General features: G+C 69.5%; 17 protein-coding genes and 3 rRNA genes. 17 read left to right on the forward strand and 3 right to left on the reverse strand.

Features of this window, described 5'->3' with window-relative positions; genetic code table 11:
* The first annotated feature begins 171 nt into the window (after window positions 1-171).
* The 3 genes from Saso_RS20840 to ilvD all read left to right on the forward strand — a co-directional run bounded on the left by Saso_RS20840 (window position 172) and on the right by ilvD (window position 3,601).
* Window positions 172-1,020: a sugar phosphate isomerase/epimerase family protein gene (locus tag Saso_RS20840; RefSeq protein ID WP_189926900.1), complete on the forward strand. Its 849-nt coding sequence runs from the start codon at window positions 172-174 to the stop codon at window positions 1,018-1,020.
* Complete coding sequence (locus Saso_RS20845; RefSeq protein WP_189926899.1) at window positions 1,017-1,622, forward strand: TetR/AcrR family transcriptional regulator; 606 nt, start codon at window positions 1,017-1,019, stop codon at window positions 1,620-1,622. Before Saso_RS20840 ends, Saso_RS20845 begins: the two co-directional genes overlap by 4 nt.
* 125 nt (window positions 1,623-1,747) lie before the next feature.
* Entirely contained in the window at window positions 1,748-3,601 is a 1,854-nt protein-coding gene (gene ilvD, locus Saso_RS20850; RefSeq protein WP_189926897.1) for a dihydroxy-acid dehydratase, read from the forward strand.
* Window positions 3,602-3,691: 90 nt separating this feature from the next.
* Here the strand turns inward: ilvD and Saso_RS20855 are convergent, their stop codons facing one another.
* Window positions 3,692-5,935 carry a serine/threonine-protein kinase gene (locus Saso_RS20855; protein ID WP_189926895.1) on the reverse strand — a complete coding sequence of 748 codons (2,244 nt, stop codon included), beginning with the start codon at window positions 5,933-5,935 and terminating at the stop codon, window positions 3,692-3,694.
* Between the two features lie 181 nt (window positions 5,936-6,116).
* Between Saso_RS20855 and Saso_RS20860 the strand changes: the two genes are divergently transcribed.
* The 6 genes from Saso_RS20860 (at window position 6,117) to proC (ending at window position 11,711) form a co-directional block, all read left to right on the forward strand.
* A complete protein-coding gene (locus Saso_RS20860; RefSeq protein WP_189926893.1) occupies window positions 6,117-6,434 on the forward strand; it encodes an SH3 domain-containing protein in 318 nt (105 codons plus the stop codon).
* Between the two features lie 615 nt (window positions 6,435-7,049).
* Window positions 7,050-7,637: an EamA/RhaT family transporter gene (locus tag Saso_RS20865; protein ID WP_189926891.1), complete on the forward strand. Its 588-nt coding sequence runs from the start codon at window positions 7,050-7,052 to the stop codon at window positions 7,635-7,637.
* A 573-nt stretch (window positions 7,638-8,210) separates the two neighbouring features.
* On the forward strand, window positions 8,211-8,990 hold the full coding sequence (locus tag Saso_RS20870) for a class I SAM-dependent methyltransferase (protein ID WP_189926889.1): 780 nt from the start codon (window positions 8,211-8,213) through the stop codon (window positions 8,988-8,990).
* Between the two features lie 102 nt (window positions 8,991-9,092).
* Window positions 9,093-9,986: an ABC transporter ATP-binding protein gene (locus tag Saso_RS20875; RefSeq protein WP_189926887.1), complete on the forward strand. Its 894-nt coding sequence runs from the start codon at window positions 9,093-9,095 to the stop codon at window positions 9,984-9,986.
* On the forward strand, window positions 9,983-10,798 hold the full coding sequence (locus tag Saso_RS20880; RefSeq protein ID WP_189926885.1) for an ABC transporter permease: 816 nt from the start codon (window positions 9,983-9,985) through the stop codon (window positions 10,796-10,798). The genes Saso_RS20875 and Saso_RS20880 overlap by 4 nt, the downstream gene beginning before the upstream one ends.
* A 100-nt stretch (window positions 10,799-10,898) precedes the next feature.
* Entirely contained in the window at window positions 10,899-11,711 is an 813-nt protein-coding gene (gene proC / locus Saso_RS20885; protein WP_189926883.1) for a pyrroline-5-carboxylate reductase, read from the forward strand.
* 42 nt (window positions 11,712-11,753) lie between these two features.
* Here proC and Saso_RS20890 read toward each other — a convergent pair whose 3' ends face one another.
* Complete coding sequence (locus Saso_RS20890; protein ID WP_189926881.1) at window positions 11,754-12,341, reverse strand: cysteine hydrolase family protein; 588 nt, start codon at window positions 12,339-12,341, stop codon at window positions 11,754-11,756.
* A 75-nt stretch (window positions 12,342-12,416) separates the two neighbouring features.
* On the opposite strand from Saso_RS20890, the gene Saso_RS20895 reads away from it, so the two are divergent.
* Entirely contained in the window at window positions 12,417-13,424 is a 1,008-nt protein-coding gene (locus Saso_RS20895; protein WP_189926879.1) for a GlxA family transcriptional regulator, read from the forward strand.
* Here Saso_RS20895 and trpS read toward each other — a convergent pair.
* On the reverse strand, window positions 13,352-14,389 hold the full coding sequence (gene trpS, locus Saso_RS20900; protein ID WP_189926877.1) for a tryptophan--tRNA ligase: 1,038 nt from the start codon (window positions 14,387-14,389) through the stop codon (window positions 13,352-13,354). The two genes, Saso_RS20895 and trpS, sit on opposite strands and share 73 nt — an antisense overlap.
* Before the next feature lie 847 nt (window positions 14,390-15,236).
* On the opposite strand from trpS, the gene Saso_RS20905 reads away from it, so the two are divergent.
* The 7 genes from Saso_RS20905 (at window position 15,237) to Saso_RS20935 (ending at window position 24,410) form a co-directional block, all read left to right on the forward strand.
* Window positions 15,237-16,762 (forward strand): 16S ribosomal RNA (locus tag Saso_RS20905).
* A 315-nt stretch (window positions 16,763-17,077) separates the two neighbouring features.
* Window positions 17,078-20,201: ribosomal RNA gene (locus Saso_RS20910) — 23S ribosomal RNA — on the forward strand.
* An 85-nt stretch (window positions 20,202-20,286) separates the two neighbouring features.
* Window positions 20,287-20,403, forward strand: a 5S ribosomal RNA gene (rrf, locus tag Saso_RS20915).
* Together the 16S, 23S and 5S rRNA genes form the textbook arrangement of a ribosomal RNA operon.
* A gap of 92 nt (window positions 20,404-20,495) precedes the next feature.
* Entirely contained in the window at window positions 20,496-21,140 is a 645-nt protein-coding gene (locus Saso_RS20920; protein ID WP_189928676.1) for an HAD family hydrolase, read from the forward strand.
* Window positions 21,141-21,232: 92 nt separating this feature from the next.
* The gene (locus Saso_RS20925; protein WP_189928675.1) at window positions 21,233-21,946 is read left to right on the forward strand and encodes a VC0807 family protein; all 714 of its coding nucleotides are present in this window, start codon (window positions 21,233-21,235) and stop codon (window positions 21,944-21,946) included.
* A gap of 75 nt (window positions 21,947-22,021) precedes the next feature.
* A complete protein-coding gene (locus Saso_RS20930) occupies window positions 22,022-23,287 on the forward strand; it encodes an MFS transporter (protein ID WP_189928674.1) in 1,266 nt (421 codons plus the stop codon).
* Window positions 23,238-24,410 (forward strand): acetoin utilization protein AcuC, encoded by a 1,173-nt coding sequence (locus Saso_RS20935; protein WP_189928673.1) that lies wholly within the window; start codon window positions 23,238-23,240, stop codon window positions 24,408-24,410. Before Saso_RS20930 ends, Saso_RS20935 begins: the two co-directional genes overlap by 50 nt.
* Window positions 24,411-24,591: the final 181 nt, after the last annotated feature.

The raw sequence follows: 24,591 nt of genomic DNA on the forward strand, positions 1-24,591 counted from the left end.
GGTGTGCCCGGCCCTGGCAGGGCGGATCGGTCCCTCGGCGCACGCGGGCCCGCGGGGCGTGTCCGGGCGCGGGGGCGCGGGCCGTCGTCCTGTATGCGCCCCCGTGGCGAAGGCCACAACGGCACCCGGGGGCCCCGCACCCGGGTGACCGCACCCCGTAACCTGTCCCCCATGGCAGAGCCAGTCGTGCGGATCCCGGATGCGAAGGTCGCCCTGTCGACTGCCTCGGTCTACCCGGAGTCGACGGCGACGGCCTTCGAGATCGCCGCACGCCTCGGGTACGACGGCGTCGAGGTCATGGTCTGGAACGACCCCGTCAGCCAGGACATCGACGCGCTGCGCAGACTCAGCGACTACCACCGCGTCCCGATCCTCGCCGTCCACGCCCCGTGCCTGCTCATCACGCAGCGGGTGTGGTCGACCGACCCGTGGACCAAGCTCCAGCGGGCCCGGGCCGCGGCGGAGAAACTCGGCGCGAGCGCCGTCGTCGTCCACCCGCCGTTCCGCTGGCAGCGCCAGTACGCGCGCGACTTCGTGACGGGCATCTGGCGGATGGCGGACGAGACGGACGTACGGTTCGCCGTCGAGAACATGTACCCCTGGCGCTACCGCGACCGCGAGATGCTCGCCTACGCGCCGGACTGGGACGTCACCAAGGACGACTACCGGCACTTCACGATCGATCTCAGCCACGCCTCGACGGCCCGCGCGGACGCGATGCAGATGATCGACCGCATGGGCGACCGGCTGGGCCACGTCCACCTCGCCGACGGAAACGGTTCGGCGAAGGACGAGCACCTGGTCCCCGGCCGCGGCGCCCAGCCCTGCGCCGAGCTGCTCGAACGGCTCGCGCTGACCGGCTTCGACGGGCACGTCGTCATCGAGGTCAACACGCGGCGCGCGATGTCGAGCGCCGAACGTGAGGCCGACCTGGCGGAGGCCCTGGCCTTCACCCGTCTGCACCTGGCCTCCGCGTCGTCCCCGCGGCCGTCCTCCGACGCGAAGGTGCCCCGGCGATGACCGGCGTCACCGCCCGCCGGCGCGGCCGCCCCCCGCGTGCCGAGTCGGGGGACACCCGCGACCGCATCCTGACGGCCGCCCGCGAGGAGTTCTCCGAGCGGGGCTACGAGAAGACGTCCGTGCGCGGTATCGCGAAGGCGGCCGGGGTGGACTCGGCACTCGTGCACCACTACTTCGGCACCAAGGAGCAGGTCTTCGAGGCGGCGGTCGAGGTCGCCTTCGCGCCCGCGCTCGATGCCCCCGACGCCGTCGCCGACGGCCCGCTGGACGAGGTCGGCGAACGGCTCGCCCGGTTCGTCCTCGGTGTCTGGGAGAACCCCACCACCCGCAAGCCGCTGCTGGCGATCGTGCGCTCCGCCGTCAACAACGAGACCGCGGCCGCCGTCTTCCGGGGCCTCGTCGTCTCCCAGCTGCTGCGCCGCGTCGCCGCCCGGCTCGACCTGCCGGACGCCGAACTGCGCGTGGAGCTGGCCGCGGCGCAGCTGGTCGGCTGCGCCATGCTGCGGTACGTGATCCGGGTGGAGCCGCTGGCCTCGGCGGACCTGGAGGCGATCATCGCGCGCGTGGCGCCGGTCGTGCAGGGGCACCTCACCGGTCCGTGAGAGCGGGACCCGGGGTGAGACATCCGTCCCGGTATGCGGACACCGTGTCCGCCCTCTGGATGACCGGCGTACGCTCGTTAGCAGTCAGAAGTCTCTGATCGCAGTCTCTGAAGGAGCGAGCGACGATGCCCGAGCTGAGGTCCCGCACAGTCACCCACGGTCGCAACATGGCGGGCGCCCGCGCCCTTATGCGCGCCTCCGGTGTACCCGGTGCGGACATCGGCCGGAAGCCGATCATCGCCGTGGCGAACAGCTTCACCGAGTTCGTGCCCGGACACACGCACCTCCAGCCGGTCGGCCGCATCGTCAGCGAGGCGATCACCGCGGCCGGGGGCATCCCGCGCGAGTTCAACACGATCGCCGTCGACGACGGCATTGCGATGGGCCACGGCGGCATGCTCTACAGCCTGCCCTCCCGGGACCTGATCGCCGACAGCGTGGAGTACATGGTCGAGGCGCACTGCGCCGACGCCCTGATCTGCATCTCCAACTGCGACAAGATCACCCCGGGCATGCTGAACGCGGCCCTGCGGCTGAACATCCCCACGGTCTTCGTCTCCGGCGGTCCGATGGAGTCCGGCCGCGCCACGCTCGTCGACGGCACCGTCCGCACGCTCGACCTGGTCGACGCGATCTCCGACGCGGTGAACGACAAGATCTCGGACGAGGACATCCTCCGCATCGAGGAGAACGCCTGTCCGACCTGCGGCAGCTGTTCCGGCATGTTCACCGCCAACTCGATGAACTGCCTGACCGAGGCCATCGGCCTCTCCCTGCCCGGCAACGGCTCGGTGCTGGCCACCCACACGGCCCGCAGGGCGCTGTACGAGGACGCGGGCCGCACGGTGATGGACATCACCCGCCGCTACTACGAGCAGGACGACGAGACGGTCCTGCCCCGCAACATCGCCACCATCGCGGCCTTCGAGAACGCCATGGCCCTCGACATCGCGATGGGCGGCTCGACCAATACGATCCTGCACCTCCTCGCCGCCGCGCAGGAGGCGGGCGTCCCCTTCGGCCTGGAGGAGATCAACGAGGTCTCGCGCCGGGTGCCCTGCCTGGCGAAGGTCGCGCCCAACGTCGCCAAGGACCGCACGTACTACATGGAGGACGTGCACCGCGCCGGCGGCATCCCCGCCCTGCTCGGCGAGCTGCACCGCGCCGGCCTGCTCAACGAGGACGTGCACGCGGTCCACAGCCCGTCGCTCGGGGACTGGCTGAAGACGTGGGACGTCCGCGCCGGCTCGCCGTCCCCCGAGGCCGTGGAACTGTGGCACGCGGCCCCCGGCTGCGTCCGCTCCGCCGAGGCCTTCTCCCAGTCCGAGCGCTGGGAGGCGCTGGACGAGGACGCCGAGGGCGGCTGCATCCGCTCCGCCGAGCACGCCTACAGCAAGGACGGCGGTCTCGCCGTCCTGCGCGGCAACCTCGCCGTCGACGGCTGCGTGGTCAAGACGGCCGGCGTCGACGAGTCCATCTGGACCTTCGAGGGCCCGGCCGTCGTCTGCGAGTCGCAGGAGGAGGCCGTCGAGAAGATCCTCAACAAGCAGGTGACCGACGGCGACGTCGTCGTCATCCGCTACGAGGGTCCCAAGGGCGGCCCGGGCATGCAGGAGATGCTCTACCCGACGTCCTTCCTCAAGGGCCGCGGCCTCGGCAAGACCTGCGCCCTGGTCACGGACGGCCGCTTCTCCGGCGGCACCTCGGGCCTGTCCATCGGCCACGCCTCGCCCGAGGCGGCCTCCGGCGGCACCATCGCCCTCGTCGAGGACGGCGACCGCATCCGCATCGACATCCCGAACCGCACGATCGAGCTCCTCGTCGACGACGCCGAACTCGCCCGGCGCGAGGCGGCCCTCGGCGGCGTCCACGCCCCGAAGAACCGTGAGCGCAAGGTGTCCGCCGCCCTGCGGGCCTACGCCGCGATGGCCACGAGCGCAGACAAGGGCGCGGTGCGGGACGTGTCCAAGCTGGGCTGACGCCCTGCGCGGTCGTCCCGGCCGCCGCCCGTGAGGGCCGTCCCCGTGCGCGGGGGCGGCCCTCCGCGCGTCTCTCGCCGCGGGCCGCCGTCACCAGCCGGCCGGGTCTCCTCCGTCGACCGCGAAGACGGTCCCGTCGGGAGCCGCGGCGTACACCAGGCCGTCGACCGCCTCGGGCGCGGGCAGCGTCGCGACCACCTTGTCCGAGTCGGCGCCGAGCCGCAGCGCCGTCTGCCCGAGCAGCTTGCCCTTCGCGGCGTCGACGGCGAGCAGCCGCCCGTCGGCGGCGCTGAAGTAGACGCGCCGGCCGTCCGCGGCCGGAGCCGAGCCCCGGCTCACGGCCGTCTGGAGCGACCACACCTGCTTGCCCCCGGCCAGGTCGACGGCCGCGAGCGATCCGTCGAAGGCCAGCAGGTAGACCCGGTCCCCGTGCACGGTGGTCTGCGGCTCCTGGAGCGCGAAGCCCAGCCTCACCCGCCGCTCCGCCTTGTCCCGCGGCCGGTAGCGGACCACGGCGTCGACCGTGCCGCGGTCGTCGTCGCGGGACAGCAGGACGAGGCTGCCGTCCGTGGTGCCGACGAGATCCAGCGTCCCGGCGAGCCGTTCGTCCCAGCGCACCTTCCCGGTCGCGGGGTCCACGGCCGTGATCCGGGTGCGCCCGTCCGGCGTCGTGCTCTGCGCGTACGCCAGCGGGTCCTGCGGGAACGACACGAAGTACGGCTGGCCCAGCCCCGGGATCCGCCGGGTCCACGAGGACCTGCCGGTGGCCGCGTCCACCCCGGTCACCCGGCCGTCGGTCCCGGTGAGCAGCACGGTGCCGCCGACGGTCCTGACGCCCGGGAAGGCCGACAGGTCGCGCTGCCAGCGCGTGGCGCCCGACGCCGGGTCGAGCGCCTCCAGCCGTCGGCCCGAGTGCGTGATCACCTGGGCCAGACCGCCCGACGGCACCGGCGCCCCGACCGGCCGGTCGTCGTCGGTGAGCGCGTGCCGCCACAGCACCCGCCCGTCGGCCGCGTCCAGCGCCGACACCAGCCCCGACTGGGCGCAGAGCAGCCGTCGCGCGTCGTACGTGCACAGGGGCAGGCCGGCCGCACCGGTGCCCGCGGCGGCGCCGGTCGCGCTCTTCGCCGGCCGCACGCTCCACGGGGTGAAGGCGGCGGCGGACGACGAGCCGCCCGCACGGTTGCGCGCGCCCTTGCCCGGGTCCTGCGCGCCGGGTCCCTGGACGGCGAGGACCGCGCCGCCCGCGAGGACGGCGGACAGGACACCGGCCGCCGCAAGCACCCACCGGCGCCGGCCCCCGCGCTCCGGCCCGGGACCCGGTGCCCGGCCGGACTCCGGTGCCGAAGGCTCCGCCCCGGACCCCTGCGCCCCGGACCGCTCCGCCGCGCCCTTCCGCCCCAGGGACCTCTTGGCCCCGGACGCCTCCGCGGCGGCGGCGTGCCCCGCGCCGGTCTCCTCCTCCAGCACCCGCTGAGACGGTATGAACGCCTGCGTGTCGTAGGAGGCGGCCACCGACCGCAGTTCACGCATCAACTCGTCCGGCGTGGGCCGGTCCTCCGGCTCCTTGGCCAGACAACGCACCACCAGCGGCGCCAGGTTCTCCGGCACACCGGTCAGATCCGGGTCGTCGTGCACGACCTGGTAGGCGACGACGTACGGGCTGTCGGAGTCGAACGGCCCGCGCCCGGTCGCCGCGTGCACCATCACCGACCCGAGCGCGAAGACGTCGGCGGCCGGCCCCACCTCCCGGGGCCGGCGGAACTGCTCCGGCGCCATGAACGGCGGCGTGCCGATCAGCTTGCCTGTCTCGGTGCGCAGTTCGCTGTCCTTCGGCCGGGAGATGCCGAAGTCGATGACCTTCGGCCCGTCCTCGGCGAGCAGCACGTTGCTCGGCTTGAGATCCCGGTGCACGACCCCGACCCGGTGGATGTCCCGCAGCGCCTCGGCGAGTCCGGCCATCAGCCGCCGCAACTCACCCGTGCGCAGGGGGCCGTTCCGCTTGACCTGTTCGGCGAGGGTCGGTCCCGGGATGAACAGGGTCGCCATCCACGGCCGTTCGGCCTCCGGGTCGGCGTCGACGACGGGCGCGGTGAACGCCCCGCTCACCCGCCGGGCGGCGGCCACCTCCTGCCGGAACCGGCCCCTGAACTCGGGATCCAGGGCGAACTGGGCGTGTACGACCTTCACCGCGACCTTCATCCCGGAGGTGCTCCGGGCCAGGTGCACCACGCCCATCCCGCCGGAACCCAGGCGCTCCTGAAGGCGGTAGTGACCGGCGTACTCGGGAAGTTCCGCTTCCGCGCCCGCTCCGGTGTTGCGCTGTGGCGTCATGGACCACCCCCGTGCTGTTCAACCGCGCGCGCGACGCACGGAGCCTAGTCGATGACGGTTACGGGACCGAGGCGGCTTGCCAGCCTCGTGTGCGAATCATGTACATGTGTTTCATTGCGTGTTTTGAGGGAATCAACGTGGCCCCATGGCAGTCATGGGGTGGAACGGGGGAGGTTTTTTCATGTCGGTGGACCGTGTCGAAGAGGTCGCGAGCGGGGGGACGGCGGAGGCCGTCACGACGGCGGCGGCTCTCACCTACTACCCGATAGCGCCGGGCGTCCGGCTGAACGTCCGCAGCGGCCCCGGTACCGGATACCCGGTCGTCAGGGTCCTGGCCGAGGGCGCCAAGGTCCCGATCTACTGCCAGACCCCGGGCACCTCGGTGACCGGCCCGTACGGCACGACGAACATCTGGGACAACATCGCCGACGGCCAGTTCGTCTCGGACTCGTACGTCCGGACGGGCAGCGACGGCTATGTGACGTCCCGCTGCGCCTGAGGGCGCGGGGGCCCGCGGTCGTGGCTTGTGGCCGGCGGGGCTGGCGTGGCCGGCGTGATGGGCGTCGCGGGCGATGATCCGGTGTCCCCGGGCCGTTCGGTCCCGGGGACACCGGATCCCGGCGCCGCCCGTCCGGGCCGGCGAGTCCGGGGGCGTGGTCCTGGGACTGCGCGTCCCAGGCCTGCGAGTCCGGGGGTGCGGCCCTGGGGCCGCGAGTCCGGGGGTGCGGTCCGTCCGGGCCGGGGAATCGGGGGGGGGGTACGGCCCCGGGGCCGTCCTGAGCCCGAGCCGTGAGGCCGGATCGGGCCCACGCCGTGAGCCCGATCCGGTGAGCCCACGCCGTGAGCCCGAGCGCGGGCGCCTGGGGCGTCGGCCCGAGTCCGGACGCCGTGGACGTGAGCCCGAGCTGAGCGCACGGGGCGCACGGGCGGGCGGCCTCGGGATGACCCGGGGCCGTTTCCTGGTCCGGGCGACCCGGGGGCGAGCCAGGCCCGGGCGGACGGGGCGTGCACGGCTTGGCTCGGCTCGGCCTCAGGGTGACCCGGGGGCCGTTTCCGGGTGGCCCGCGGGCGCCCCACCCGCCGGACCGTCCCCGGGCGGAGCCATAATCGTCCCGTGAGCGACGAAAACGGCACCCGGGACACTTCGGCGGGCTCCCGGGGCACCCCTGCCGCCGAACCGGCGGAGCCCCGCGCCGAAGCGGCCGCCGCGGGCCGGGCGGAAGCCCCCGGCACCGGGCCCCGACCGGAACCGCTCCGTTTCTTCGGCACCACCTGGGTGGACCACGACCCCGGCCTCCAGGGTTACGCGGCCCGCCGCGCCGCCGCGGCCGTCGGCTCCCTCGGCGCCGTCGTCGGCTCCTGCTTCGTCCTGCGCTTCGCCTACCAGGGGATCGCGATCGCGGGACTCGGCGGTTTCGTGACCCTCCTGGTCGTCGTGATGTTCACGATCTGCACCGCACTCGCCTTCCGGCACACCTGGGAGAGCTTCGCCAAGCGCCCCGACCCGGACCGCCAGGCCTCCCTGCGCGGCCTGCTGGCTGTCGGCTTCGTCGGTTCGCTGCTCGCCTACTTCTTCCGCACCTTCACCGAGGCGCCCGGCGAGAAACTCCACCGTGCGGAGCACGAAGCGGCGCTCCGCCAGTACGAACGCCGGTCCACCCGCCGCACCGGCAACCCGTCGAAGAAGCGCCGCCGCAACTGACCCCGCCCGCCCGTCGCCGATCCGGCGTGCCCGCGGCCGGACCGTGCCCGCGCCCGAGCGTCGCCGTGCCCGGGGTGCGCGGCCGACCCCTCCCGCCTGCGGTCTGCCCGGGCCGGCAGCCGATCGTGCGCGGTCGCGCCTGCGACGTGGTCTGCCCGTGCCCGGCGTGCCCGAGATCGGCTGAGCCCGGGACCTCACCGTCCCGGCGACCGGTGGTGTCTGGGACCCGCCGTGCCTGCGGCCCGGCCGCGCTCACGACCGACCGTGCCCGTCCGCCGACCGTGCCCGTCCGCCGGTCACGGCCAGCCTGCCCGAGCCGCCCGTGCCTGCGTCCAGTGGTCACCACGACCGACGCGCCCGCGTCCGACCGTCGTCTGTCCGACGCGCCCGAGCCCGGTCGTCGCCGAGCCCGGTCGTCGCGGCGCCCGGTGGTCTGCACGACCCGCCGTCGCCGTGACCGGCGCGCCTGCGTCCGGCCGTCACCGTGACCGGCGGACCCGCGCCCGCGCCCGACGCCCCCGAATCCCCGCCCCGTCCGTTCCCCGTCCGTCCCGGGCCGGACAGCATGGGCGGATGACTTCTTCCTCGCGCATCGCCCCGTCCAGCGTCCGAGCCCGTTCCTTCGACGCCGCCGCGGCCCAGTACGCCGCCAACCGCCCCTCCTACCCGGCGGCCCTCCTCGACATGATCGAGGACCTCACGGGCCGCCCCCTCGCCGGCGCCCGGGTCGCGGACGTCGGGGCGGGCACCGGCCTGGCGACCGCCCTCCTGCACGCACGCGGCGCCGAGGTCGTCGCCGTCGAGCCGGGGGACGGCATGGCCGCACAGTTCCGCCGCACCCTGCCCGACGTGCCGATCGTCCGGGGCGACGGCAACCACCTCCCGCTGGCCGCGGGCTCCCTCGATCTCCTCACCTACGCCCAGTCCTGGCACTGGACCGACCCGGCCCGCTCGGTGCCGGAGGCGCTGCGCGTGCTGCGTCCGGGCGGCGCGCTGGCGCTGTGGTGGAACACCGACGCCGGCGACGTGCCGTGGATCGCCGCGCAGTCGGACCGTATCCACGAGCACCTGGGGGTCGACCCCGCCGCGGAGAAGACCGGCGGCACCGACCGGGCCGCCCACGGCCTGGCCGGCCGTCTGGCCTGCGTCCGCCGCCGGGTCCGCTGGAGCCGGCGCGTCCCGGTCGACACGCACCTGGCGAACATCGGCAGCCATTCCGCCTTCCTGGTCCAGGACGAGGAGGCGAGCAGGACCTTCCTCGCCCGGGAGCGCGAACACCTCCTGCGCGCCTTCCCGGACGGCACCGTCGAGGAGACCTACGACGTCGAACTCCTCCTCGCCCCCCGCCCCTGACCCCACCGCACCCCGGCCCCCGACCGACCGCCCCCGCGCCCCCCGCCCCTCCCGCCGCCGCGGCACTTGACGGCCCACCCCGTGCCGAGCATTATTCATCACATGATGAATTTCAATGACGGCTCCCGCCCGCCCGGCGAGGGGGCGGGGGACCAGGCCTCACCCGCCGGCCCGCCCGACGGTTCGCCCGCCCCCGCCGTACGGGCCGAGGGCCTCACCGTCGCCCGAGGCCCCCGCACGGTCCTGCGCTCCCTCGACTTCACCGTCCCCCGCGGCCAGATCACGGGCCTCCTCGGCCCCTCCGGCTGCGGCAAGTCGACCCTCATGCGCTCGATCGTGGGCACCCAGGCCAAGGTCACCGGCACCCTCGACGTCCTGGGCCGCCCCGCCGGCCACCCCGCCCTGCGCACCCGGATCGGCTACGTCACCCAGGCCCCGTCCGTCTACGACGACCTGACGATCCGCCAGAACCTCGACTACTTCGCGGCGATCCTCGACCCGGGCCGCGCGGCCGCGGACCGCCGCCACGAGAACGTCACCCGGGCCATCGCCGACGTGGACCTCACCACCCACGCCGACGCCCTCGCCGGCAACCTCTCCGGCGGCCAGCGCAACCGCGTCTCCCTGGCCGTGGCCCTGCTGGGCACGCCCGAGCTCCTGGTCCTCGACGAGCCGACCGTCGGCCTGGACCCGGTGCTCCGCCGCGACCTGTGGAACCTCTTCCACGACATCGCCGCGGACCGGGGCGCGACCCTGCTCGTCTCCTCCCACGTCATGGACGAGGCCGAGCGCTGCCACCGCCTCCTGCTCATGCGCGAGGGCGAGCTCCTCGCCGACGCCACGCCCGAGGCCCTGCGCACCCGCACCGGCGCCGACACGGTCGAGTCGGCCTTCCTGCACCTGGTGGACGAGGCGGCGGAAGCGGCCCGCACGAAGGGGGCCGGCCCACGGAAGACCGGCCCCGAGGAGACCCGTACGAAGGAGACGACCCGATGAGCACCCGCACGCCCCCCGCGCGCACCCCCGCCCCCGCGCCCGCCCTCACACCCGACCCGCGTCCCACCGGCCCGCTGAGCCCCTCCCGCACCACCGCCACCGCGGCGAGGGTCCTGCGCCAGCTGCGCCACGACCCCCGCACCATCGCCCTGATGATCCTGATCCCCTGCGTGATGCTGTTCCTGCTCCGCTACGTCTTCGACGGCAGCCCGCGCACCTTCGACAACATCGGCGCGTCCCTCCTGGGCATCTTCCCGCTCATCACGATGTTCCTGGTCACCTCCATCGCCACCCTGCGCGAACGCACCTCGGGCACCCTCGAACGCCTCCTCGCCATGCCCCTGGGCAAAGGCGACCTCATCGCCGGCTACGCGCTCGCCTTCGGCATCCTCGCGGTCGTCCAGTCGGCCCTGGCCACCGGCCTCGCGGTGTGGTTCCTCGACCTGGACGTCACCGGCAGCCCCTGGCTCCTGCTCCTGGTCGCCCTCCTCGACGCCCTGCTCGGCACCGCACTCGGCCTGTTCGTCTCGGCCTTCGCGTCCTCGGAGTTCCAGGCGGTCCAGTTCATGCCGGCGGTGATCTTCCCCCAGCTGCTCCTGTGCGGGCTCTTCGCCCCGCGCGACACCATGCACCCCGCCCTGGAGGCCGTCTCCGACGTCCTGCCCATGTCGTACGCGGTCGACGGCATGAACGAGGTCCTCACCCATACCGACATGACGGCCACCTTCGTACGGGACGTCCTCATCGTCGGCGGCTGCGCCCTGCTGGTCCTGTGCCTGGGAGCGGCGACCCTGCGACGCCGTACGGCGTGACCTCCGGGCCCGTCCGCCCACCGGACATCCGGACCCGGACGGCACCGCCGGTGCGAGGATGACCACGGACGACGCACCCCTTCCGGAGGACCCCTCAGCCATGACCCAGAAAGTCGCAGTCCTCGGCACCGGCAAGATCGGCGAAGCCCTCCTCAGCGGCATGATCCGGGGCGGCTGGCCTCCGGCCGACCTCCTGGTCACCGCCCGCCGCCCGGAACGGGCCGAGGAACTCCGCAGCCGCCACGGCGTCACCCCGGTCGGCAACGCCGAAGCCGCCAAGACCGCGGACACCCTGATCCTCACGGTCAAGCCGCAGGACATGAGCACGCTCCTCGACGAGCTCGCCCCGCACGTCCCCGCCGACCGCCTGGTCATCAGCGGAGCCGCGGGCATCACCACCGCCTCCATCGAGGAGCGCCTCGCCACCGGCACGCCGGTCGTCCGCGTCATGACGAACACGCCCGCCCTCGTCGACGAGGCGATGTCCGTCATCTCGGCCGGCACCCACGCGACCGCCGCCCACCTCGCCCACACCGAGGAGATCTTCGGCGCCGTCGGCAAGACCCTGCGCGTCCCCGAGTCCCAGCAGGACGCCTGCACCGCGCTCTCCGGCTCCGGCCCCGCGTACTTCTTCTACCTGGTCGAGGCCATGACGGACGCCGGGATCCTGCTAGGCCTGCCCCGCGACAAGGCGCACGACCTCATCGTCCAGTCCGCGATCGGCGCCGCGACCATGCTCCGCGACAGCGGCGAGCACCCGGTCAAGCTCCGCGAGAACGTCACGTCCCCCGCCGGCACCACCATCAACGCCATCCGCGAGCTCGAGAACCACGGCGTGCGGGCCGCACTCATCGCCGCCCTCGAGGCCGCCCGCGACCGCAGTCGAGAACTGGCCTCCGGCAAGAAGGACTGACCCCCGCCAGGGAAGACGCGGGGCACGGCCGGGGGAGCGGGTTCAGCCGCCGGCCGCGTCCACGATCTCCTTCGTGGTCACCACCCGGGCGAACCCGCCCCCGTGCAGGGACACCGCCGAAGCCTGCGCGAGCTCCTCCGCGCTCCGCCGCCAGCCGAACGGACCCTCCAGGCCGAAGGTGTACGTCGCGTCGAACGCGAACAGCACGTCGTACCCGAGGTTCCCGCCCATCCGCGCCGTCGTCTCCGCGCACATGTTCGTCTGGATCCCGGCCACCACGATCTGCGCGATCCCCCGGTCCGTCAGCCAGGACCCCAGGTCCGGCGTCCCGAGGAACGCCGAGTTCACGGTCTTCGTGAGGAGCAGCTCGGCGCCCGCGCCCTTCCCCCGCCGCTCCTCCACGTACTCCTTGAACCCGTTCCCTTCGTACCCCCGCCGCAACGGCGACCCGGGATTCACCGAGTCGTGCCGCACGAACACGACGGGCCGCCCCGACCCCTGCCACACGTCGATCAGGGCGGCGATGTTGTCATCGGCCCCGGGGTTGTTGCGCACCCCCCAGAAGTCCAGCTCCTCGAAGCCCTTCTGCACGTCGACGACCACCAGCGCTGCGTTCTCCGCTATCTCCATGCCGTCGATCCTGCCGCCGCGGACACCCGCGCCCCAGAGGGCCGAAAGACATCGATCGATGGTTTACTGCCACCCATGAAGCCTGCGTACCGGGTCGCCCTCGTCGCCTTCCCCGGCATCCGCGCCTTCGACGTCTCCGTGATCACCGAGGTCTGGGGCACCGACCGCACGCCTCGCGGCGCCCCGGCCTTCGACCTGCGCCGCACCGCCACCGACAGCGCTCCCGTCCCGATGCGCGGCGGCCTCGCGCTCCACCCCGACCGCACCCTGGACTGGCTCTCCCGGGCCGACCTGATCCTGGTCCCCGGCCTGGACGACCACCTCACCCCCGCGCCCGCCCCCGTCCTGGACGCCCTGCGCCGCGCCCACGCCCGGGGCACCACCCTCGCGGCCCTGTGCGGCGGCGCCTTCACCCTCGCCGAGGCGGGGCTCCTCGACAACCGCCGGGCGATCACCCACTGGGGCCTGATCGACCTCCTGCGCACCCGCCACCCCCGGGTCACCGTCGTCCCCGACGCCCTCTTCATCGAGGACGACAACATCTGGACCGCCGCGGGCACCGCGGCCGGCATCGACCTCTGCCTCCACCTGGTCCGCCGCTCCCACGGCGCCGAAGCGGCCGCGACCATCGCCCGCTCGATGGTCACCGCCCCCTTCCGCACCGGCACGCAGGCCCAGTTCATCGAGCACCCCACCCCGCACACGGACCGCGACGCCGACACCCTCGCCGCCGTACGCGAGCACGCCCTGCGCCACCTGCACGAACCGCTCACCGTGGCCGGCCTGGCCGCGCACGCGGGCATGTCCCCCCGCAGCTTCGCCCGCCACTTCACCGCCGCGACCGGCACCACACCCCTGCGCTGGCTCCTCGACCAGCGCATCGCCGCGGCCCAGAAGCTCCTGGAGCGCACCGACCTGCCGATGCCCGAAGTGGCCAGGCGCTCCGGCTTCGGCAGCGAGGTCACGATGCGCCAGCACTTCGCCTCGCGCCTCGCCACCAGCCCCCGCGCCTACCGGGCCGCGTTCGGCACCGGATCCGCGGCCGCCTCCGCAGCCGGCGCGAGCAGGCCGATCGCGCGGTAGGCACGGTCCACGACCGGCCGTGCCATCGCCCGGGCCTTCTCCGCCCCGTCCCGCAGCACCCGCTCCACCTCGACGGGATCGGCGGCCAGCTCCCGGTGCCGGGCCTGCACGGGCCGCAGCACCTCGACGACCGCGTCGGCCGTGTCCTTCTTCAGGGCCCCGTACGACCCGTACGCACCGGCCAGCGCCTCCGGGTCCCCGCCCGTGCACGCCGCGAGGATCTCCAGGAGGTTGGCGAGCCCGGGCCGCTCCTCCCGGTCGTACACGACCTCCCGCCCGCTGTCGGTGACGGCCCGCATGACCTTCTTGCGTACGGCCTCCGGCTCGTCCAGCAGGTAGACGATGCCCGGCCCGGAGTCGTCGCTCTTGCCCATCTTGGACGTCGGCGTCTGGAGGTTCATCACCCGCGCCGCCACCGGCGGATGCGTGGCCCGCGGCACGACGAAGGTGTGCCCGTACCGCTGGTTGAACCGCACCGCCAGGTCCCGGGTCAGTTCGACGTGCTGGGTCTGGTCGTCACCCACCGGCACCTCGTCGGTCCCGTAGGCCAGGATGTCCGCCGCCATCAGCACCGGATAGGTCAGCAGGGAGAGCCGCACACTGCCGCCGCGCTCCCGCTCGCGCGCGGATTTCTCCCGGTACTGGATCATCCGCCGCATCTCGCCGTCCGTGGCCACGCACTCCAGCAGGTACGACAGCCGCGCGTGCTCGTCCACATGGCTCTGTACGAACACGGTGCACGACCGGGGATCCAGTCCCGCCGCCAGCAGCAGCGTCGCCGCCTGCCGGCTGAGCCGGCGCACCCTCGCCGGATCGTGGTCCACGGTCAGCGCGTGCAGATCGACGACGCAGAACAGCGCGTCGGCCCGGTGCTGGTCCACCTCGGCCCACCGCCGCAGGGCGCCCAGGTAGTTCCCCAGCGTCAGATGCCCGGTCGGCTTGACCCCGCTGAAGACCCGCTTCATCTCTCCACCTCCTGGTCGAGACCGCCGTTCCGGCCGGCCGACCCCCTGCATCCCTGGAGGGAGAAACGAGAACGGCCGCCGAAGCGGCGGCCGTTGGGTACATACGTGAGTACGGCCGCCGTCAGGCGGCCCACCACAGCTGGGTGCACGTACGCGTAGTCATGGGCGCCAGAGTACGCCCGGAGGCTGCCGCGGGGACATGGGTTGACACACCCCGGCCCGATACGTAGTGTTCTCCGAGTTGTCCGACGTGAGCGCCGACTCCGGTCGGTCCCCGGGCAGCCATTCCGCAGTACCCACCACTTCTCGACGCGCAGTCGATTCGTCTGCCGTCGTGTCGTCGGCATGTGTATTCGCGAAATGAGGAATCCGCGTTCGAAAGGACGCAGCCCCGATTGGCTTCGGGGCCAGGGAATCCGCTAAAGTCTCACTCGTCGGAACGGCCCAACAGCCGGGAAGACAAGCCCCCTCTGACTGGGAATCAGGCCCGAAAGGATCTGATAGAGTCGGAACCGCCGGAAAGGGAAACGCGAAAGCGAGAACCTGGAAAGCACCGAGGAAATCGGGTCGAGAAAAGATCTGATAGAGTCGGAAACGCAAGACCGAAGGGAAGCGCCCGGAGGAAAGCCCGAAGAAGTTCGGGTGAGTACAAAGGAAGCGTCCGTTCCTTGAGAACTCAACAGCGTGCCAAAAATCAACGCCAGATATGTTGATACCCCGTCCCCGGCAGTGATAGCCGAGGATGAGGTTCCTTTGAAATAAACACAGCGAGGACGCTGTGAACGGCCGGGCTTATTCCGCCTGGCTGTTCCGCTCTCGTGTGTGTGCACCGGATTACCGGTAAACATTCACGGAGAGTTTGATCCTGGCTCAGGACGAACGCTGGCGGCGTGCTTAACACATGCAAGTCGAACGATGAACCACTTCGGTGGGGATTAGTGGCGAACGGGTGAGTAACACGTGGGCAATCTGCCCTTCACTCTGGGACAAGCCCTGGAAACGGGGTCTAATACCGGATATCACTTCCACTCGCATGGGTGGGGGTCGAAAGCTCCGGCGGTGAAGGATGAGCCCGCGGCCTATCAGCTTGTTGGTGAGGTAATGGCTCACCAAGGCGACGACGGGTAGCCGGCCTGAGAGGGCGACCGGCCACACTGGGACTGAGACACGGCCCAGACTCCTACGGGAGGCAGCAGTGGGGAATATTGCACAATGGGCGAAAGCCTGATGCAGCGACGCCGCGTGAGGGATGACGGCCTTCGGGTTGTAAACCTCTTTCAGCAGGGAAGAAGCGAAAGTGACGGTACCTGCAGAAGAAGCGCCGGCTAACTACGTGCCAGCAGCCGCGGTAATACGTAGGGCGCAAGCGTTGTCCGGAATTATTGGGCGTAAAGAGCTCGTAGGCGGTCTGTCGCGTCGGATGTGAAAGCCCGGGGCTTAACCCCGGGTCTGCATTCGATACGGGCAGACTAGAGTGTGGTAGGGGAGATCGGAATTCCTGGTGTAGCGGTGAAATGCGCAGATATCAGGAGGAACACCGGTGGCGAAGGCGGATCTCTGGGCCATTACTGACGCTGAGGAGCGAAAGCGTGGGGAGCGAACAGGATTAGATACCCTGGTAGTCCACGCCGTAAACGGTGGGAACTAGGTGTTGGCGACATTCCACGTCGTCGGTGCCGCAGCTAACGCATTAAGTTCCCCGCCTGGGGAGTACGGCCGCAAGGCTAAAACTCAAAGGAATTGACGGGGGCCCGCACAAGCAGCGGAGCATGTGGCTTAATTCGACGCAACGCGAAGAACCTTACCAAGGCTTGACATACACCGGAAAGCATTAGAGATAGTGCCCCCCTTGTGGTCGGTGTACAGGTGGTGCATGGCTGTCGTCAGCTCGTGTCGTGAGATGTTGGGTTAAGTCCCGCAACGAGCGCAACCCTTGTTCTGTGTTGCCAGCATGCCCTTCGGGGTGATGGGGACTCACAGGAGACTGCCGGGGTCAACTCGGAGGAAGGTGGGGACGACGTCAAGTCATCATGCCCCTTATGTCTTGGGCTGCACACGTGCTACAATGGCCGGTACAAAGAGCTGCGAAACCGTGAGGTGGAGCGAATCTCAAAAAGCCGGTCTCAGTTCGGATTGGGGTCTGCAACTCGACCCCATGAAGTCGGAGTTGCTAGTAATCGCAGATCAGCATTGCTGCGGTGAATACGTTCCCGGGCCTTGTACACACCGCCCGTCACGTCACGAAAGTCGGTAACACCCGAAGCCGGTGGCCCAACCCCTTGTGGGAGGGAGCTGTCGAAGGTGGGACTGGCGATTGGGACGAAGTCGTAACAAGGTAGCCGTACCGGAAGGTGCGGCTGGATCACCTCCTTTCTAAGGAGCACTTCTTACCGATCCTTTCGGGGTGAGGTCAGAGGCCAGTACATCGGCGAATGTTCGATGCTGGTTGCTCATGGGTGGAACGTTGATTATTCGGCATTCTCAGTCATCTCGGGCTGTAAGTACTGCTCTTCGGAGCGTGGAAAGCTGATCACGAGTGGCGGGGGTGCCGGGCACGCTGTTGGGTGTCTGAGGGTGCGGCCGTGAGGTCGTCCTTCTGATGCCGGCCCCAGTGCACTCCAGCTCAGGTTGGGGGTGATGGGTGGCTGGTCGTTGTTTGAGAACTGCACAGTGGACGCGAGCATCTGTGGCCAAGTTTTTAAGGGCGCACGGTGGATGCCTTGGCACCAGGAACCGATGAAGGACGTGGGAGGCCACGATAGTCCCCGGGGAGTCGTCAACCAGGCTTTGATCCGGGGGTTTCCGAATGGGGAAACCCGGCAGTCGTCATGGGCTGTCACCCGCTGCTGAACACATAGGCAGTGTGGAGGGAACGCGGGGAAGTGAAACATCTCAGTACCCGCAGGAAGAGAAAACAACCGTGATTCCGGGAGTAGTGGCGAGCGAAACCGGATGAGGCCAAACCGTATACGTGTGAGACCCGGCAGGGGTTGCGTGTACGGGGTTGTGGGATCTCTCTTTCACAGTCTGCCGGCTGTGAGACGAGTCAGAAACCGTTGATGTAGACGAAGGACATGCGAAAGGTCCGGCGTAGAGGGTAAGACCCCCGTAGTCGAAACGTCAGCGGCTCGTTTGAGAGACACCCAAGTAGCACGGGGCCCGAGAAATCCCGTGTGAATCTGGCGGGACCACCCGCTAAGCCTAAATATTCCCTGGTGACCGATAGCGGATAGTACCGTGAGGGAATGGTGAAAAGTACCGCGGGAGCGGAGTGAAATAGTACCTGAAACCGTGTGCCTACAAGCCGTGGGAGCGTCGGACGGAGAGCTTGCTCTTCGTCTCGTGACTGCGTGCCTTTTGAAGAATGAGCCTGCGAGTTTGCGGTGTGTTGCGAGGTTAACCCGGGTGGGGTAGCCGTAGCGAAAGCGAGTCCGAACAGGGCGATTCAGTAGCACGCTCAAGACCCGAAGCGGAGTGATCTAGCCATGGGCAGGTTGAAGCGGAGGTAAGACTTCGTGGAGGACCGAACCCACCAGGGTTGAAAACCTGGGGGATGACCTGTGGTTAGGGGTGAAAGGCCAATCAAACTCCGTGATAGCTGGTTCTCCCCGAAATGCATTTAGGTGCAGCGTCGTGTGTTTCTTGCCGGAGGTAGAGCACTGGATAGGCGATGGGCCCTACCGGGTTACTGACCTTAGCCAAACTCCGAATGCCGGTAAGTGAGAGCGCGGCAGTGAGACTGTGGGGGATAAGCTCCATGGTCGAGAGGGAAACAGCCCAGAGCATCGACTAAGGCCCCTAAGCGTACGCTAAGTGGGAAAGGATGTGGAGTCGCAGAGACAACCAGGAGGTTGGCTTAGAAGCAGCCACCCTTGAAAGAGTGCGTAATAGCTCACTGGTCTAGTGATTCCGCGCCGACAATGTAGCGGGGCTCAAGCGTACCGCCGAAGTCGTGTCATTCACACAACAGGGCCAACGCCTGTGTGGATGGGTAGGGGAGCGTCGTGTGCCGGGTGAAGCAGCACCGGAAGGTAGTTGTGGACGGTTCACGAGTGAGAATGCAGGCATGAGTAGCGATACACACGTGAGAAACGTGTGCGCCGATTGACTAAGGGTTCCTGGGTCAAGCTGATCTGCCCAGGGTAAGTCGGGACCTAAGGCGAGGCCGACAGGCGTAGTCGATGGATAACCGGTTGATATTCCGGTACCCGCTGTGAAGCGTCAAACATCGAACCAGGCGATGCTAAGTCCGTGAAGCCGTTCCGGACCCTTCGGGGAAAGGAAAGTGGTGGAGCCGACGAACCAGACTTGCAGTAGGTGAGTGATGGGGTGACGCAGGAAGGTAGTCCATCCCGGGCGGTGGTTGTCCCGGGGTAAGGGTGTAGGACGGTGTGTAGGCAAATCCGCACGCCATACAGTCTGAGACCTGATGCCGAGCCGATTGTGGCGAAGTGGATGATCCTATGCTGTCGAGAAAAGCCTCTAGCGAGTTTCATGGCGGCCCGTACCCTAAACCGACTCAGGTGGTCAGGTAGAGAATACCGAGGCGTTCGGGTGAACTATGGTTAAGGAACTCGGCAAAATGCCCCCGTAACTTCGGGAGAAGGGGGGCCATCACTGGTGATTGGATTTACTCCATGAGCTGGGGGTGGCCGCAGAGACCAGCGAGAAGCGACTGTTTACTAAAAACACAGGTCCGTGCGAAGCCGTAAGGCGATGTATACGGACTGACGCCTGCCCGGTGCTGGAACGTTAAGGGGACCGGTTAGTCACATTTCGGTGTGGCGAAGCTGAGAACTTAAGCGCCAGTAAACGGCGGTGGTAACTATAACCATCCTAAGGTAGCGAAATTCCTTGTCGGGTAAGTTCCGACCTGCACGAATGGCGTAACGACTTCTCGACTGTCTCAACCATAGGCCCGGTGAAATTGCACTACGAGTAAAGATGCTCGTTTCGCGCAGCAGGACGGAAAGACCCCGGGACCTTTACTACAGTTTGATATTGGTGTTCGGTTCGGCTTGTGTAGGATAGGTGGGAGACTTTGAAGCGGCCACGCCAGTGGTTGTGGAGTCGTCGTTGAAATACCACTCTGGTCGTGCTGGATGTCTAACCTGGGTCCGTGATCCGGATCAGGGACAGTGTCTGATGGGTAGTTTAACTGGGGCGGTTGCCTCCTAAAGAGTAACGGAGGCGCCCAAAGGTTCCCTCAGCCTGGTTGGCAATCAGGTGTTGAGTGTAAGTGCACAAGGGAGCTTGACTGTGAGACCGACGGGTCGAGCAGGGACGAAAGTCGGGACTAGTGATCCGGCGGTGGCTTGTGGAAGCGCCGTCGCTCAACGGATAAAAGGTACCCCGGGGATAACAGGCTGATCTTCCCCAAGAGTCCATATCGACGGGATGGTTTGGCACCTCGATGTCGGCTCGTCGCATCCTGGGGCTGGAGTCGGTCCCAAGGGTTGGGCTGTTCGCCCATTAAAGCGGTACGCGAGCTGGGTTTAGAACGTCGTGAGACAGTTCGGTCCCTATCCGCTGCGCGCGCAGGAATATTGAGAAGGGCTGTCCCTAGTACGAGAGGACCGGGACGGACGAACCTCTGGTGTGCCAGTTGTTCTGCCAAGGGCATGGCTGGTTGGCTACGTTCGGGAGGGATAACCGCTGAAAGCATCTAAGCGGGAAGCCTGCTTCGAGATGAGTATTCCCACCCCCTTTGAGGGGTTAAGGCTCCCAGTAGACGACTGGGTTGATAGGCCGGATGTGGAAGCCCAGTAATGGGTGAAGCTGACCGGTACTAATAGGCCGAGGGCTTGTCCTCAGTTGCTCGCGTCCACTGTGTTGGTTCTGAAACCACGAACAGCCCCATGTGCCACACATGGTGCGGCTGGACAGTTTCATAGTGTTTCGGTGGTCATAGCGTGAGGGAAACGCCCGGTTACATTCCGAACCCGGAAGCTAAGCCTTACAGCGCCGATGGTACTGCAGGGGGGACCCTGTGGGAGAGTAGGACACCGCCGAACAAATTTTATGGGAGACCCCCGCACCTGATGGTGCGGGGGTTTTCTGCATTCCGGGGAGATTCTTGCGCTCAGCGTTCGCTTAGGGTCTAGTCATGCGCTACGACCTGGTGATCTTCGACAACGACGGTGTCCTGGTGGACAGCGAGCCGATCTCCAATCGGCTGCTGGCCGCCTATCTGACGGAGCTCGGGCATCCCACCTCCTACGAGGACTCCATCCGGGACTACATGGGGTCGGCGATGCACCGCATCCACGACCTGGTCCAGGAGCGCACGGGACAGCGGCTGCCGGCGGATTTCGACGACACCTTCCACCGGCGGGTGTTCGCCGCCTTCGAAGCGGAGCTGGAGCCCGTGGAGGGCGCCGTGGACGTGCTGGCGAAACTGGCCGCGGACGGGGTGCCGTACTGCGTGGCGTCCTCCGGCAGCCATGAGCGGATCCGGGTGGGCCATCACAAGACCGGACTGGACCGGTTCTTCGACGACGCCCGGATCTTCAGCTCGCAGGACGTCGGGAAGGGCAAGCCGGCGCCGGATCTCTTCCTGCACGCTGCCCGGCGGATGGGGGTGGCGCCGGAGCGGTGTGCGGTCGTCGAGGACAGTCCGCTGGGGGTACGGGCGGCCGTGGCGGCCGGGATGGACGTGTACGGGTTCACGGCGATGACACCGGCCGACCGGCTCGCCGGTGCCACCCGGCTCTTCTCCGAACTGGCGGGCCTGCCCGACCTGCTGGTCTGACGGTCGGCCCGGTCCCGCGCTGACATTTGTCATGCCTAGCTCCGGACGATCGTTTCTGTCGGAGGACCCCTCCCGGCGGCGAAGCTGAGGGCATGACGACGAACCAGCACAAGAAGCAGAACGCCTTCGCTCCGCTGCTCATGGACGTGGCGGTGCCGCTCGGCTCGTACTACCTGTTCAAGGGCGCGTTCGGGATGAGCACCTTCGCGGCTCTGGCCTGGAGCAGCGTGGTGCCGGCGGCGCGGACCCTGTGGAGCGCGGTCGGCAAGCGGACCCTGAACGGGCTCGCCGGGCTCATCCTCGTCGTCAACGTCGTGGGGCTGGCGCTCAGCTTCGTTGCCGGTGACCCCCGGCTGATGCTGGCCAAGGACAGCGCGGTCAGCAGCACGGTCGGCATCGGGATCCTGGTCTCCGTCCTGCTGGGGAAGCCGATGATGACCGCCGGGCTCAAGCCGTTCCTGGTGAAGGGCGACGCGGCCAGGGAGGCGGCCTGGGCCCGGCTGGAGAGCGGTGCCTCGTCCGCCTCGGCGGACTTCCGCGGGCGGGAGCGCGCCTTCTCGGCGGTGTGGGGCGTCGTCCTGCTGGCGGAGTGCGTCGTGCGGGTCGTGGGGGCCTACACCGTGCCGGTCGACACCATGGTGTGGCTCGGGTCCGTCATCATGGTCGTCGCCATCGGGCTGGGCATCCTCGTGGGCGGGGCGCTCGGCGCCGGACCGATGGCGGCGATGGTCGCCTTCGAGACGAAGGCCGTCGAGGCGGAAGCCGCGGCCGAGATCCGGGTGCCGGAGGTCGCGCTCGCCCGGTAGGGCCGGGAAAGCTGAGGAGAACTCATCTTTGGCTGGATCTACCCACGAGTACGCAGGGGCTCTACGCTCGCCGCCATGACAGAAGTGCTGCGGCGCGGTAGGGCCTCTCTGGCGTTCAGCTTTTTCGCGCAGGGGGCGGCCTTCGCTCTGCTCGTGACCCGGATCCCGGCCATCCAGAACAGGTACGGCGTCTCGGACGGGTTGCTGCCCGTCTTCCTCGCCGCCGTGCCCGTGCTGGCCGGCGTCGGGAGCGTGACGACCGAGCAGCTGGTGAAGCGGATCCCGCCCAGTGTGCTGCTGCGCTGGTCCCAGCCGGTCGTGCTGCTGGCGCTCCTCGGGGTCGGGGCGGGACACGGGATGGCGCAACTGGGGGCCGCCCTGGCGGTGTTCGGTCTGGCCGTGGGCGCGCTGGACGCCTCGATGAACATGCTCGGGGTGAGCCTTCAGCGGGCGTACGGGCGCAGCATCATGCTCAGCTTCCACGCCGTGTACAGCCTGGGCGGGATCGTGGGGGCCTCGCTGGCGTGGGCGGGGGCGCACTGGCATCTCGCGCTCTGGGTGTCCTACCTGCCGGTGGTGGCGGTGCTGCTGCCGGCCGCCCTGGTGGGGAGCCGGTGGTACGTCGACGGCGGGACCGCGGCCGCCGGGGCCGGGACCGGGGGCGTGGACGGCGGTTCTGCGGACGGCGGTCCGGTGGACGGGGGCGCCGGGAGCGGTGCTCCGGGGGTCGTCTTCAAGGTGCTGCTGCCGCTGTGTCTGGTGATGACCTTCGCCTACATCGGGGACTCGACGGTCTCCAACTGGAGCGCGAAGTACCTCCAGGACGTGCTGGGCAGCAGTGAGCAGCTGGCCACCGTTCCGTACAACGTCTACATGGTGACCACGCTGGCAGGGCGGGCCATCGGGGACTTCGGGGTGCGGCGGTTCGGTGCTGCGGCGGTGGTGCGGCTCGGGGCGCTGGTGGCGGCCGCGGGGTTCGCGGTGGTCGCCTTCGCACCCGGGGCGTGGGTCGGGATGTTCGGGTTCACGCTGGTGGGGCTCGGCCTGTGCGTGCTGGTTCCGCAGACGTTCGCGGCGGCGGGGCGGCTGTTCCCGGGGGCGTCGGACGCGGCGATCGCTCGTCTCAACATCTTCAACTACGTGGGTTTCCTCATCGGTTCGCCGTTGGTCGGGGCGATGGGAGACGCCTGGAGCTACCGGGGGGCGATGGTGGTGCCGATGGTGTTGGTGCTGGTGACGTTGGTGTACGCCCGGTCGTTCGCCGCTCAACCGGACCGATACGGTGGCGGGCATGAGCGGCCGCGCACAGCTGATGTGGGACGAGGCAGTAACGGGCTATGACTTCGGGCCCGAGCATCCGATGGATCCGGTCCGGCTGGATCTGACCCGGAGGCTGGTCGGCGCCCTGGGGCTCGACCGTGAGCTGGACGTCGTCGGGGCGAAGCCCGCCGGGGAGTCGACGTTGCGGCTCGTGCACCGGCAGGACTACGTCGAGGCGGTCAGGGCGGCGTCCGCGGAGCCCGCCGCGGCGGATCAGTCGTACGGGCTGGGGACGATCGACGATCCGGCCTTCGCGGGGATGCACGAGGTGTCGGCGCTGATCGCCGGGCTGTCCGTGGGGGCCGCCGAGGCGGTGTGGCGGGGAGACGTACTGCACGCGGTGAACTTCGCCGGCGGGCTGCACCACGCGATGCCGGGCGGCGCCTCCGGGTTCTGTGTCTACAACGACGCGTCGCTGGCCATCGCCCGGCTGCTGGAGCTGGGGGCCGAGCGGGTCGCTTACGTGGACGTGGACGTGCACCACGGGGACGGTGTGCAGGCCGCGTTCTGGGAGGACCCGCGGGTACTGACGATCTCCCTGCACGAACACCCTCGTACGTTGTTCCCGCAGACCGGGTGGCCCGAGGAGACCGGTGGGGACGGGGCGGAGGGGTCGGCGGTGAACGTGGCGCTGCCGGCCGGGACCGGGGACGCGGGGTGGCTGCGGGCGTTCCACTCGGTCGTGCCGGAGCTCATCGCCGACTTCCGGCCGGACGTGCTGGTGACCCAGCACGGGGCCGACACGCACTTCGAGGATCCGCTGGCGCATCTCGCGGTCTCCCTCGACGCGCAGCGGGCCGTGCAGGTGGCCTGTCATGAGCTGGCGCACGAACACGCCGGGGGCAAGTGGGTCGCGCTGGGCGGGGGCGGCTACGCCGTGGTGGACGTGGTGCCCCGGTCGTGGACGCATCTGGTGGGGATCGCGGCGGGTGTGCCCGTGGCGCCGGAGACGGTGATTCCCGAGGGGTGGCGGCAGGAGGTCTTCGCGCGGACCCGGCAGCTGGGGCCGGTGCGGATGACCGACGGGCGGTGGCCCGTGGCGTGGGCGGAGTGGGAGGCCGGTTACGACCCCGCCGACCGCCTGGACCAGGCGGTCCTGGCCACCCGTCGCGCGGTGTACCCCCTGCGGGGCCTGCTGGCGTAGCCACACCCCCGCGACACCCCGCCCCGCACCTTGCCCACTCCCGCCCGCAGGGCACTTGCCCGGAGGCCCTGGCCTCGCGACCCGCGGCCTGTGGTCCGGGCTGGTGGTGGGGTGTAGGCCAACTGTGGGGTTCTGGTGGGGTTGTGGCCCGCTGCCGTGCTCCGTCCGTCAGCATCGCCTT

Source organism: Streptomyces asoensis (genome assembly GCF_016860545.1).
Classification (GTDB): Bacteria; Actinomycetota; Actinomycetes; order Streptomycetales; family Streptomycetaceae; genus Streptomyces; species Streptomyces asoensis.